Below are 13,231 nucleotides of genomic sequence, written 5' to 3'. Positions count from 1 at the left end.
AGTTTGATTTGGTTATGTGTTTATGTGAGCAAGCTGATAATTTTAGTTGCTAATGGGATAAAGTTAACAAACACATTAAAGGAACTGGCGCATTTTTAGGGACAAAAACCGCGCAATCGTTTGCCTATCTAATTTTTTACCAGAGATAGAGTGATGTTGTTTTCTATCATTAAGAAGTTAAAGGCATTAAGGTCGTAGAAGATCGATTTCATAGCTCAGATTCAGCGATCGTCCTCCTGAACCCGATAGCTATCAGGTTGTTTCAGGATCTTTCTGGTTAGCTTTTTTGCCAGGGAAGCACAGATTTGCACGAAACAATATTATTAGGAGTTATTTAATGTGGTCGTCATCCGATAGCTATCGGATCCCGCGCAGGCGGGAACCTTAAAGCGGTCGCTATTCTTTTCCTTTGCTCAGGCTTGCCTCGGTTAGCCACCGAAGGGCTTTTACTTTTTCCTTGATGAAAAAGTAACAAAAAATCAAGGCTTGGATCTGATGTCGGATAAATTCGTCAAAGCTTTTTGGGTCGCCAGCACAAGCTTTAACGTTTTCTCCTTCCATCATTTCCTAGGCCGATAGCATGGAGCAGATCGCATGGGGCATATTGCAGTATGCGGTAATTTGTTTTTTAGCCCTTTCCATTTCAGGGGAAAGGTGCCGATAGGCGGATAAGGGTTTTAAGGTAGTAAAGATTATTAAAGTTATAATATTGATGTTTAATGATCACTAGTCAATGAACTAATAAATCACTTCGGAGCTATTGTTCACGACATATAGGGGTTTAGTGCCTGTTACTGAATGCACTGTAGTGAATTTTATTTTCTCGGCATCGTTAACCACAATTTTTGCTTGCTCCGGCAAGGTAATATTCGTAAAACTTACATTTTTTAAGCGATGTAAAGGGTCTTTAAAACCGTTGATATCAATCGCTGCGCCTGCATTTGAAGCCATAGACATGTCGATATTTTTGAATACAAAATTTTCGAAGGTAGGTATCTGTGGTGCAGATTCGCCATCATTGTTGTAATTAACTGCTGAGAAGATGGTAATCTGCAATAGTTGGCAATCGGTTACGGTTACATTTTTTACATAACCACCTCTATCTTTTGTTCCTTTTATCTGCATGCCATGCAACAATTTCCCTGCTTTGCAATCTTGCACCAAAACATCGCTAACCCCTCCAGACATTTCGCTGCCGATCGAAATACCATGACCGCGTTTAAAGTCGCAATCTGTTATCCGTACATTTTTGGTGGGTTTGGCTACAAAAAAGCCTTCAGGATTTTTACCCGATTTAATGGCGATACAATCATCACCAGTATCGAAAGTACAGTTAAAAATATAAGCATCGGTAGAAGAATCAGGATCTATACCATCCCCATTGCGGATATTTACAGTTATGATGTTTAAATTTTGACAGGTTACATTGTTACTATAAATATAATGAATGGTCCAGCAAGGCGGTTCAGTAATCGTTAAATCAGACAGACTTATATTCTGACAGTTCATTAAGCAGACTAAACGGCCTCTGCTTCTTATTCCACTGGCTTTGATCATCGCATCACCAAGTTTTTTCCCTCCGCCACTGATGGTGCCTTTACCTGTAATTCTTAAATCTTTCACATTATAAGTTCCGTTGCGGTTGAGTGTACCTGCGTTGAGTAAACTGGCATATGTTTTAAGTTCCCAGCCTTCAAAACGGTTTAGAATCATCGGCAAATAATCTTCTACAACTGTTGATCCTTTTAATACACCGCCTTCTTCTATCAGGAGGGTCATATTACTTTTTAAATATAGCGCACCTGAAACGAAAGTCCCTTTAGGGATATAAACCGTGCCACCTGCACTACAGGCGTCTATTGCTGCTTGAATCGCTTTCGTATTACTGGCAATACCATCTCCTTTTGCGCCGAAATCTAAAATATTGTATACTTTCCCTCTTGTCTTTGTTTTAAAACGGATGGTATTTAAGCCAGCGGCATTATTTCCTTTAATATTTACACTTACTGTATACCAGGTATTTGGGGTCAAATTTTCTATTGTATAATTGGTTTTTCCAGTAGTACCGTGCACTTTACCATCTAAAGAGATTTGATAAATTATATTCGGCGCACCATGTTGTTTATCCCATAATAAGGCTAGACTATTTTCTGATAACGTACCTGGCGCAACCAAAAGATTAAACTGATTTATAGCCCTTGCACCAGCCTTAAACGACAGAAAAACGAGCATAAACAATAGCAACTTCTTGCTTATTTTATTGATAAGTATCGGTACAATCATGATGAGAAAATTATTTGGTTAGCGAAATAATTACGGGTACTGCAGTTATCTCTTTACAAATATAACTGGCTTATCAGATTAACTGTCATGCGCTATAGGGTATAATATTTAAAGCAATAATGTATTTATCAAAAATGATTTTTCTTTTCGATTTACGTAATGAAGAAACCAGAAACGAGGAGTTGCAAAAAAAACTTCAGGTTTCTATAAACACGAAAGTAGAATCGCAATTACCTATACTATCAAAAAAAATACAAAGCACACAAATAGTTTATTTTTTAGCACTAATTGATCATAGAATATTGGTTAGTTATATTTTAAACAAAACGTTTTTGGATTATAAACTTAAAAAATAATCGAATGGCAAGCATTTTGTAAGTGTTTGTAAAATTGCTTATTACAAATGAATTTCCCCCCATCAAAATCCTATAGCTGTGTAATTATAGATGACAGCCAAACGAGTATAAAAACACTTGAGCACTTTGTTTCCAAAATAAACAAACTCCAACTAAAGGGAAGTTTTACGGATGCAATAGATGCCATGGCCGCCTTTTGGACTTACGGGAAAATTGATTTTCTATTTCTGGATATCCAGATGGAAATATCAGGAATGGATATAGCCAGAATGCTTCGAAACAGCGTAAAATTTGTTGTATTTGTAAGTAACGATGACAATAATACCATTGATAAGGGCAACTGTTTTTTATTTAAACCGCTCGATTTTAGAAAATTTGAAGACACGGTGAATCAGCTGATTCTGACAGAACGTAAGGATAAAGAAATACTTTTGTGAGTAGCCCGCTGATGATATTCGCTTTTATCTTTCTTACCATTAAGCAATTAAAAACGTTAAGATTTTATAGCTCGGTCCCGGCCATCGTCCTCCTGAACCCGATAGCTATCGGGTTGTTTCAGGATCTATCCAGCTTGGGCTATTTTTTGCCACGGAAGCACAGATTTACACGGAATTTAATTTTGCTTTGATCTTTAGTCTTTAAGCTTCTACCTTTCTTACCATTAAGCAATTAAAAACGTTAAGATTTTATAGCTCGGTCCCGGCCATCGTCCTCCTGAACCCGCTAGCTATCGGGTTCAGGATCTATCTGGATTGGGTTATTTTTTTGCCACGGAAGCACAGATTTACACGGAATTTAATTTTGCTTTGAGTTTTAGTCTTTCAGCTTTACCTTTCTTAAAAATCTGAATAGTCTGTTGGGTAAACAAATTTAGTGTCGTTTTTAGAAACATTGTGCTGATACTCAGGCATGGCTGATAGCTTCTTCCAATAATCATCTGCTGAGAAAGCCTTCCAGTGCGCATCTCTATCGGCCTTATTTTCGAAAGTGGTTAAATACATTAGATTAGGCATGCGGCTACCGGCGATTACTTCGCCATAAAATACTGCATTAAAATTGAGTCTTTTAAACAACCCGATTTCATCGCCTTTATTAAACATTTGAACTTTATTCTTAAAATATTTCTCAGTAGGTGCCTCGTAACTTCTTAATTCGTACACCCGTTCTTTCATCGGCGATTTTAGATTAGGGAGCATAAAATGAGGAGCATCCTCAAAAGCCTTTAAAACAATAGATTCTAATCGCTCGTAAGGAGCCTCGGTATAAGCTGCATCAAGGTAAGTTTTACCGTCAATAGCATATTGTTTATCTTTGGCTAACTTTTCATCCAGCTCCAGAACGCCATTGAATGATTTCAAAGGAATAAATACATAAATAAGCTTTTCTATAACCACAGTCTGATCGCCTACAATTGGCTTAAACACGCCTACTTTTGTAATTCCATTACGGTGCAATGCGGGTAAATATGCTTTCTGCAGATAATCATCTACTGTTTTTTCTTGTGCATCGGTTTTCAAGTGGTAAATCTTGATCTGATAGAAATCTATCTTCGATGCATTGGCCACAAATGCACTAGATAACAGCACAAATAAAAACAGACAGGAAACTTTAATTCTTTGCGACATTGTTAAAGGATGATTAGATACAATGTGCCAAAGTAACAATTTATTTTTTAATGATTGAATTTTGAACGTACTAATGAACCAATGATTATTGAACCAAAACATTCGGATTTGGTGGTTCGGCATGCAATAAATGTTTTACAAAGAAGTCACGTTTACGCCTCCTTCCGTAAATACCGCCATCACTGTGTCCCATACCCGGAATGCTTAAAATATCGAAATCTTTATTTGCTTTGATCAATGCATCAGCAAGTCGATAGGTTGATTCTGGTGGTACGTTTTCATCGGCTTCACCAACAATTAGAAATAGATTACCTTGTAATTTTGCTGCATTGGTAATGTTAGATTGTTCTCCATAGTGCGGCCCTACCGGATAGCCCATCCATTGTTCGTTCCACCATTGTTTATCGATGCGGTTATCGTGACAACCACAGGCAGAAACCGCAGCTTTATAAAACTCGGGATGAAATAACAGTGCACCTGTTGAGCTTTGCCCACCCGCCGAAGTGCCATAAATCCCCACTCTGGTAATATCAGCATTTGGATATTTAACGGCCATGGCTTTCATCCACAATATCCGGTCAGGGAAACCTGCATCAGCTATATTTTTCCAGCATACATCATGAAAAACTTTAGATCGGTTAGCGGTACCCATCCCATCAATCTGTACTACAATAAAGCCTAATTCGGCAATGCTCTGCATTTCACTGGCAGGTAAGAAACTTTTGGGCACAAAACTATCATGAGGACCTGCATAAATATTCTCGATAACAGGATAAGTCTTGTTCGGATCCATTTTTGAAGGGAAGCAAACAATGCCCCAAATATCGGTTATGCCATCTCTTCCTTTAGCCACAAAAACTTCAGGCAGTTTAACACCGGTAGCCAAATAAATATCCGTTTGTCCATGTTCTATTTCGCTTACTTTTTTGGTACTCGCAGTTAACCTTAACTCGCTAACAGGCGGTACATTTACCTGAGAGTAAGTATCGATATAATATTTACGATCGGGAGAAAAGCTGAGGTTATGGTTACCTTTTTCGGGCGTAAGGTTTACCAATCCTTTACCGTCGAAACCAATCCGGTAATAATGGATAAAGTAAGGGTCTTCACTGGCATTCATTCCGCAAGCCCTAAACCAAACCTGGCGTTTAACTACATCTATACTATCGATATCCCTAACTACCCAATTGCCTTTGGTAATCAGCTTCTGTTTTCCGGTGGTGCCATTAACCAGATAAAGGTGTTGCCATCCATCCTGCTCACTGGTCCACAATATTTCATTTGTTTTAGGTAAGTAATGGGTATAAATGCGCCGCTCATAAATGAAGGTTTTTGTTTTTTCGTCGATAATGTTTTTTGTTTTTCCGGTTAAAACATCTACTTCAATTACCCTAAAACGTTGATGGCCGCGATCTACTTTCTCATAGGTATAATATCTGCTGTTATTATCGCGCCAATGCAATTCTGGTGCACCAAAGAAATCTATCGGATCTGCATCTACTTTAATGGCAGTTTTAGCCGCTACATTAAAAACATAGGGTTGATAAGCGGTAAAATCGTCACCAGGCTGTGCATACTCTCTCGATTTTAATTCACCACGTGTGGTACCAGGAACAGAACTTAATACATAATGTACTTTTTTAATTTCTTTCGGATCGATTTTATAGGCAACAATATTTTTGCTATCGGGCGACCATGCAAATTCGCCATATGGTTTATCGGCATTGCCATCGGTACTTAATTGGGTTTCTGCTTTGGTAGCTAGATCAACCACAAATATATTTCCACCTTTTATGAGGATTTCATTTTTACCATCAGGCGATTTTCTGGATTCACGGTTCCGTTGCCAGCGCGATCTGCTTTGCTGCAAAGGTCTTTTGGCATTGTAGCGATAAATTGTAGTGTCTTTGGTGTCCGCCAAACTGTAATCGTTCAAGTTTAATTCATACCATTTATCCTGTATTTTTAGTTTTGCCGTGTTACCCTGATCGGCGAAATACAGTTCAGCAAACTGCAGTTTTAATGGATTTTGCTTTTTACCCGTTACCTTTTCAATGTTCTGCGCAAGTTTCTCACTATCAAATGCAGCTTTACGTTTTCCTGTTAGCGCATCTACATAATAATATTCCCATGTTTTATTAGGAAGGTTCTTTTTGTACCAAAATGCGCTCCCGTCTTTTTTCCAAAGGGGAATAAGATCGTTATTAGTTGGGATATTGCGTAATACGGTATCCAGCTTAGTGGATAATTGGTAAGCATTTACCATTTCTGCAGCACTTGGTGTATAAGGATGTAAACCTGCTTGCTGTGCCAGCACTTGAAAGAAAACAAAACTTAATAAGATGGTGACTATTGCTTTTTTAGCGGTTAGGTAAGTGGTCATTACAGATTTTTTGTGGTAAATATAGTGCTACGGCCTTTCAGATTTCCTTTAGATTTTGATGAATAACATCAATATTTTAACCGCCCACATCAACCGCTTCTTTTGCTTTCAAATCCTGGCGGGCAATACTTCCTTTAATCAGGTAATAAACCGGTATACCAATTAACGTGATGATTAATCCAGGCCAGGTAAATTTAGGTTTAAAAATAATGAGCAATATACAAAATGCCAGTCCCATCACCATGTAGATGATCGGCAGCACAGGGTAGCCAAAAGCTTTGTAGGGTCTCTCGGCATCAGGTCGTTTCTTACGAAGGATAAAAATTCCAAAAATGGTGAGCATATAAAACATCACCACCACAAACGAGATCATATCCAACAGATCGCCATATTTTCCACTGATACACCATAAACAAGCAAAAACACACTGAATCCATAGTCCAAAACCAGGAACTGCATTTTTGTTGAGTGTACCTACTTTCTTAAAGAAAAGCCCGTCTTTGGCCATTGAGTAATACACCCTGGCACCAGCCATAATTAAACCGTTGTTACAGCCGAAAGTTGAAACCATAATCATTAATGCAATAATGATGGTACCAGCGGTACCGAAAATATGATTGGCAGCAGAAACCGCCACCCGATCTTTATCAGCATAAGCAATGTCGTGCAGCGAAAGTACGCCGGTATACATTACATTGGTAAGGATGTAGAGTACTGTTACGATAATGGTTCCTAAGGCTAAACTCAAGCCAATATTTCGTGCAGGGTTTTTAATTTCACCGGCAATAAAGGTAACGTTGTGCCAGGAGTCGCTACTAAATATCGAACCCACCATTGCTGCAGCAATGGCCCCGAAAGCCGCCAAAGTGGTATAAGAGCCAATATTTCCATCGGCAGATAACGGTCCTAAAACCCACATATTTTCCCAGTTGGTTTTCCAGATTCCTTTATCTAAAAAGAAAAGGCCAAACGCGATAAGGCCAAACAAACTTAGCAATTTGGCCACTGTAAAGGTGGTTTGAATTACTTTACCACCGTTTACCCCCCTATTGTTAATATAGGTGAGTAATATAATTACCCCAATGGCCAATAGTTGTGCCGGTGAAATGGTAAAGAAACCTAAATCTATGGCTACTAAATCTTCACTTAGTGCTGGCACGAGATATGCCGTAAACTTGGCAAATGCCACGCCTACTGCGGCAATAGTTGCCGTTTGGATTACCGTAAAAAAACTCCAGCCATATAAAAAACTGATCAGCGGATTATATGCTTCCTTTAAATAAATATACTGCCCGCCCGCTTTTGGGAACATTGCACTTAATTCGCCATAACTCAATGCGGCAGTAAGTGTCATAAAGCCTGTAATTAACCAAACCACTAACAGCCAGCCAGAGCTGCCTACATTTCGGGTAATATCGGCACTTACTATAAAAATACCTGAGCCGATCATACTTCCGGCTACAAGCATTGTTGCATCCATCAATTTAAGTGAGGGTTTAAATTGTGTGGTTTCTTTTTCAATCATAGGTTTTGTTGCTTGGTGGTTCAAATGGTTTGGTGAGTTTATTATTTAAGTTGGTCGTAAAAATGCCACGAGGTGGTGAAATCACGTGTTAAGGGCTGATTGGTTAAAGTAGCCCTGATCATTTCTACAGGAATTAAGTTCTCTTTAATCACCGCGTCGTGAAAAACTTTAAAGCTCATCTTACCACTATCAACCAATTCTTTTTTCAGCGCAAAAAGTTGAAGACCGCCGGTAAGGTAAGCTACCTGGTACAAGGGGCTGTAATCGCCTTTGAAAGATCTGCGCACTTCGCCTTCCGCATTGGCGCGTTCGTGCCCTACCCGATCGACCAGGAAATCGACACACTGCTGAGGCGTCCATTTACCAAGATGAAAGTTTAGTGAAAAAAGAATCCTGGCACAACGGTGCATCCGCCAGAAAAGCATTCCCATTTTTTCTTCAGGAGTTTTGGCAAAACCTTTATCGTAGAGTAAAAGCTCCCAGTACAAAGGCCAGCCTTCCACACTAAAAGGGGTTTTAAATGGATCGCGATAGCTTTTATAACGGTTATTGATAAAATATTGATAGTGATGACCCGGTAAGAGTTCGTGCTGTACCGTGCCTCTTGAAAAATAAGGATTATTACCACGCATACTCATCAACTTATCATCTTCTTCCATCGAATTTGTTGGATAAGAAATACTAATTTCGCGCCCGCCGGTAAAAAATGGATTCACCAATTGGCGCTCGGCCGACATCATTACCATACCCCAGGTTTCTTCAGCTAGAGCCGGAATATCGATCAGGTCGTTAGCTTTTATAAAGCTCAGAGCGTCATCCTGTAGTTTTACAATCAACTCGGGCTGTTTACCTAATGGTACGTAGCTATTCTTGATTTTTTCCTGAGCTTTTTTCCAGTCTTTACCAAAGCCCATTGCTGCTGATGCTTTTAAAAGTTCTTCATCGCAAAACTTAAATTCTTTTTCAGCAAGCTGGATCAGTTCTTCTGGTGTATAAGGAATAAGTTCTGCATTTAATTGCCTGATCAGTTCTTCCCTTCCGATGGGATTTCCTTTAATTTCTGGTTTGTTTGATTTTGCCGCAGGTACAGGATCTCCTTTATCGTTAAAAAACTTAGCGTAATTGGTCAAAGCGAGATCTAACCTTTCGTAAGGTTTTGGTGCCCACCAGGTAAAACCAGGTTCATAATCCATATAAAACTGATAAAAACCTTTTAAACGGTGTTTTAAGCTCAAGGTTATGGCCGTTGCCATCTTAAGCTGGTCGGCTTTGAGGCTTGCCTGCTTCGTGAAATTTTGGCTTAGGGCATCGATCTGCTTCGCGATTTCGTCCATCTGGGCAGCCAGTAAAGAACCATCTTTATAAGTCCCTCTTCTTCTCAGCTTTTCGAGTGCATAAATTGCATCAGCAAAGGTAAAATACTTCGACAGGGCATTGTATTCTGTTTCCTCTTTACCTAAGAGCCAAACAGAAGATTCTATCTGTTTTTTAAGGAGGATATAATCTACTTTGCCATAAATACTAAAGCCTTCAAATTTGGCCGATTTTAACTTGCTTAAATAATCTTTATTGATGTCTTGCAAGCGTTTTCTTTGTTCAGGGCTTTTAAAAGTAGTCATCGGAAAAGAATAAGTACCTCCTGCAGAATAAGGATAATAGAAATCGTTAATGGCATCTACATCCCTTTGGTAGCCTACTATCAGCGTACCCATTTCGCTGGTTTGTTCGTACAAACTTTCGTTTGAAGTTTGGGCTAATACAAAAGTACCTGATAACAGGCTTACCATTAACAAAAGGGCAAGGAACTTCAATTTGTTTTGCATTTAGAGTTGGTTAAATTTGGCGAATAGCATTTGCCTCCATTTGAAAAAATGGCTAGCTTTTTTTTTAAAAATAAAAGTGTTTTGTTTAGGCGCCTACGTAGCTCACCCTGCTCACATTATTATAAGTATCGATATATGCTCTTGGCGACTGACCAATAATACTTTTAAATACCCGGTTAAAATTGGTAATACTATTGAAACCAGCTTTATAGGCTACACCTGAAATGCAATCGGCTTTTTCTCCAGAAATAAGGCTTTTACAGGCATCGTTAATTCTAACTTCGTTTAAAAAGGATACGAAAGTATGTCCTGTATGTTTCTTAAAATACCTACAGAAGGCCTGAGGGGTCATAAACGCAGCATTGGCTACATCTTCTAAAGAAATTTGATTGTTATAGTTTTCGGTGATAAAGTTAATGATCTTACTCAACCTCATACCTTCATTTTCGGTTACGTTAGAAGAATACATATCCGAGCATAACGATTCTACATTCTCATTTAAATCCTGAAGGCTGTTAACCAATTTCAAAAAGTTAAACAGCACATCAACTCCTGATGCCTGGTGAACATTGAACATTTTGGTTACCATGTTTTTAGTAAATGCAGCAGGAATTTTGAAACCATGTTTGTTTTTAGCTAAAAAACCACTTGCCATCTTCATTTCGGGAAGATTGAACAAAGCAGCCAAAATCCCGTTAGGATTAAAGTAAATAGAACATGCTTTGATTGTTTTATTGTTATCAGCAGAGAAATATTCGGGGTTACTTTTAAAAAGATGTGGAAGTTTTGCCCCAATTACAAAAATATCGCCCGATCGGAACGCATGCATATCATTCCCTGCGATTAACGTACCCTCTCCTTTTTCTATATAAGTAATCTGCCATTCATCGTGGCGGTGCAGATACTGGTAAAAATATGGAAGTTCAATATGTTCCGATATCACACTCTTGTCATCGGGAACAAGCATGGTAAATGGTAATACTTTCATAATTTTGGTTTAGTTGGTTGAGTTTGATTATGAATTGAATGTATGAATATTAACTCAAATAAACCAATAAAACTTAAATAAGGTTAAAATCCTGCTATAACTTGATAATATATGACGGATCCGATTATGAATTTGGCAGCTCGTAAATTACTACAAATTTAGTTAACCTACTGTAAAGCAAGATCTAAGACGATTAATTTAAACTGATAAAGTCTGCTATTTTTGGATTAACAGTCAATTCTGCCATTTTTTTGGGAAATTGTGAAGAAACTGAGTTAAATCAAGAGTTTGTATCATAAATATAGGATTGTCATCCTGAGCTTGTCGAAGGACCAGTTTTAAATGTCTTACAAGGCGTTTCGACAGGCTCAACGTGACAAATTCGATTGAGTTACAATTTATGATACAAACCTCTTAGAGATTAAACCTTGTTGAATTACGATTCCAAATCATTTACCAATGACGGATGCTTAAAATCGGGCGTCATTGAGGGGAGGAACGACGAAGCAATCTTTTCAACCTGAGATGAAGATTGCTTCAGATAATCAAAATTGGCTTCGCAATGACGGCATCCCTAGAAAAATTTAATCCTTAGTATACTATCTAACAACTGCGAATGGCTCCATTTTTAGATCAGTAGCTATGCCTGAAGCAATCTGGCTAACCAACAAACCTGTTGCGGGGCCTAAACTTAACCCCATCATACCATGGCCGGTAGCGATAATTAGATTTTCTCTTTTTTCGCTTCTGCCAATGTATGGCAAACCATCAGGTGATGACGGACGGAAGCCATACCAGATATCTTTTTCTACTGGAAGTGCGGGTTTTAAATCTGGAAAATATGCTGGAACCGATTCTACAATCCCTTTAACCCTTTGCATATTAATACGGGCATTAATTTTATCTAACTCCATTGTACCGCCATACCTAATCTGCCCGTTCATTGGTGTTATGGCCACTCTGGCTTCACATAACAATGCCGGAATAGTTAGCCTTTGCTGAGGTTCCGGTTCCATAAAAGAATAACCTTTACCTGGCATTAAGGATATTTTAACATCGGCCATTTTAGCTACAGCAGGCGACCATGAACCAGTTGCTAAAACATACTGATCGGCTTCCCAGGCGGTATTGCCTGTAAAAACCTTCATAATGCGATTGCCAACTGTTTCAATTTTATCAACCTCTCTGCCTCGTTCTATCTTAACACCATTGTTCAACAAATACTTAAGCAAAGCATTCATCAACTTTGTTGGGTAAAGATGTGCATCGCAACGATAATGTACCGCGCCCAAAACATCTAATTTTAAATCAGGTTGCAATGCACGGCATTCGTCGGCTGTTAACACAGCCATATCCAAACCCAGTTCAATTGCCCTTGCAGCTAAATGCGCTTCTTCTTCTCCTGCTTTTTCCGTTTTATAAAATGCCAGAATACCATTGTTCGTTAATTCGAAATCGAAATCAGGCTCTTTAGCCAATCCTTCATATAGTTTTTTGCTCAGTAACGATAAATCGCGTAAAGGTACTGCCGATTGGCTCACGTGTTTTGCCGTGGCATGTTTCATAAATTTCAAGCCCCAGTTAATGAGGTTCCCATTTAAAGATGGACGAACATAAAACGGACTTTTACTGTTAAACATCCAGCGAATACCCTGTTTTATCATGCCTGGCGCAGCCAAAGGCACAAAATGGCTTGGCACGATCATCCCTGCATTACCAAAAGAGCAGTTGTCAGTAATATCTCTCTTATCTAAAACTGTTACTTCGTAACCCCTTTTCTGCAGATAATACGCTGAAGTTAGCCCTACAATTCCACCACCTATAATTAATACTTTCGACATTCTTTTAATTTATACTGCTGATATTCTTTTTAAAAACTCACTAAATCACCTGAAATCCATGTGCATATGGATCATCTTCGGCATCTATTTTAATGGTGTTGTAACCATAAATTTTTGCCCAGCCCTCTACACTTGGTATAATGGCTTTAATTCCGTTCAGATCTACAACTTCTTCTACTCTTCCAATAAACTTGCTACCGATAAAACTTTCGTGAATAAAATCTTCTCCTTGTTTTAATTTTCCTTTAGCAAACCACTGAGCCAAACGGGCCGAGGTACCTGTTCCACATGGCGACCGATCGATGGCTTTATCGCCATAAAAAACTGCATTCCTGGCTGTTGATGTAGGATCTATTGTTTTTCCGGTCCACAACACATGGCTACAACCATTTATCGTAGGGTCTAAA

Annotated in this window: 9 protein-coding genes; 1 reads left to right on the top strand and 8 read right to left on the bottom strand. The window is 38.7% G+C overall.

Annotated features, from left to right (window positions below):
- Positions 1-738: 738 nt before the first annotated feature.
- Positions 739-2,283 carry a glycoside hydrolase family 28 protein gene (locus ASU31_RS23555; RefSeq protein WP_057934702.1) on the bottom strand — a complete coding sequence of 515 codons (1,545 nt, stop codon included), beginning with the start codon at positions 2,281-2,283 and terminating at the stop codon, positions 739-741.
- A gap of 403 nt (positions 2,284-2,686) precedes the next feature.
- Between ASU31_RS23555 and ASU31_RS23545 the strand changes: the two genes are divergently transcribed.
- Positions 2,687-3,076, top strand: a complete 390-nt coding sequence (locus ASU31_RS23545) for a LytR/AlgR family response regulator transcription factor (RefSeq protein ID WP_057934700.1) — start codon at positions 2,687-2,689, stop codon at positions 3,074-3,076.
- Positions 3,077-3,475: 399 nt separating this feature from the next.
- Here ASU31_RS23545 and ASU31_RS23540 read toward each other — a convergent pair whose 3' ends face one another.
- The 7 genes from ASU31_RS23540 to ASU31_RS23510 all read right to left on the bottom strand — a co-directional run.
- Positions 3,476-4,264: an NIPSNAP family protein gene (locus ASU31_RS23540; RefSeq protein WP_057934727.1), complete on the bottom strand. Its 789-nt coding sequence runs from the start codon at positions 4,262-4,264 to the stop codon at positions 3,476-3,478.
- Between the two features lie 85 nt (positions 4,265-4,349).
- Entirely contained in the window at positions 4,350-6,647 is a 2,298-nt protein-coding gene (locus ASU31_RS23535) for a S9 family peptidase (RefSeq protein WP_057934699.1), read from the bottom strand.
- 76 nt (positions 6,648-6,723) lie between these two features.
- Entirely contained in the window at positions 6,724-8,172 is a 1,449-nt protein-coding gene (locus tag ASU31_RS23530) for an APC family permease (protein ID WP_057934698.1), read from the bottom strand.
- 41 nt (positions 8,173-8,213) lie between these two features.
- Positions 8,214-9,995, bottom strand: coding sequence for a DUF885 family protein (locus ASU31_RS23525; RefSeq protein ID WP_057934697.1), 1,782 nt, complete (start codon positions 9,993-9,995; stop codon positions 8,214-8,216).
- Positions 9,996-10,080: 85 nt separating this feature from the next.
- Positions 10,081-10,983 carry an AraC family transcriptional regulator gene (locus tag ASU31_RS23520; RefSeq protein ID WP_057934696.1) on the bottom strand — a complete coding sequence of 301 codons (903 nt, stop codon included), beginning with the start codon at positions 10,981-10,983 and terminating at the stop codon, positions 10,081-10,083.
- A gap of 599 nt (positions 10,984-11,582) precedes the next feature.
- Positions 11,583-12,824 (bottom strand): NAD(P)/FAD-dependent oxidoreductase, encoded by a 1,242-nt coding sequence (locus tag ASU31_RS23515; protein WP_057934695.1) that lies wholly within the window; start codon positions 12,822-12,824, stop codon positions 11,583-11,585.
- Between the two features lie 40 nt (positions 12,825-12,864).
- Positions 12,865-13,231, bottom strand: a 367-nt coding sequence (locus ASU31_RS23510) for a proline racemase family protein (RefSeq protein ID WP_209435052.1), incomplete at its 5' end; no start/stop codon positions are given.

Origin of the sequence: Pedobacter ginsenosidimutans (assembly GCF_001442625.1) — a bacterium.
Lineage (GTDB): Bacteria > Bacteroidota > Bacteroidia > Sphingobacteriales > Sphingobacteriaceae > Pedobacter > Pedobacter ginsenosidimutans.
Note: the sequence above shows the minus strand (reverse complement) of the source record. Positions and strands in the feature narration are given on the sequence as shown.